Origin of the sequence: Rothia nasimurium (assembly GCF_928381415.1) — a bacterium.
Lineage (GTDB): Bacteria > Actinomycetota > Actinomycetes > Actinomycetales > Micrococcaceae > Rothia > Rothia nasimurium_H.
Genome location: NZ_CAKMSF010000047.1, coordinates 1 through 254, shown reverse-complemented (window position 1 = coordinate 254; position 254 = coordinate 1). Strand labels below are relative to the sequence as shown.

The following is a 254-nucleotide window of genomic DNA, read 5'->3' as shown; positions in this document are numbered from 1 at the left end:
GAAGGGGCGGTTGCTTACCTGCCCTTCGCGGACTTTCAGGTAGATTGCATCGATAAACACAGCCAGGTAGACCGTTTCTAGGGGCCTGGCGGCCCATTCATTCATCTGGTCAAGGACCGTTGCGGTGGGGACTGTCAGATTAACGGTGTAAACCCACAACAAATCTAGCGACCAGCCACCTGCGGCAACCGATCACCAAAAACAATAGCAAAAGCATTCAACGCCGGCTTCCACCGACTCATCCACCGCCGAGC

1 pseudogene is annotated in these 254 nt (G+C 55.1%); it reads right to left on the bottom strand.

The annotated features are described in order from the left end of the window. Positions 1 to 126: pseudogene (locus tag L7A20_RS11930) on the bottom strand (transposase); the annotation flags it as partial. Positions 127 to 254 lie beyond the last annotated feature (128 nt).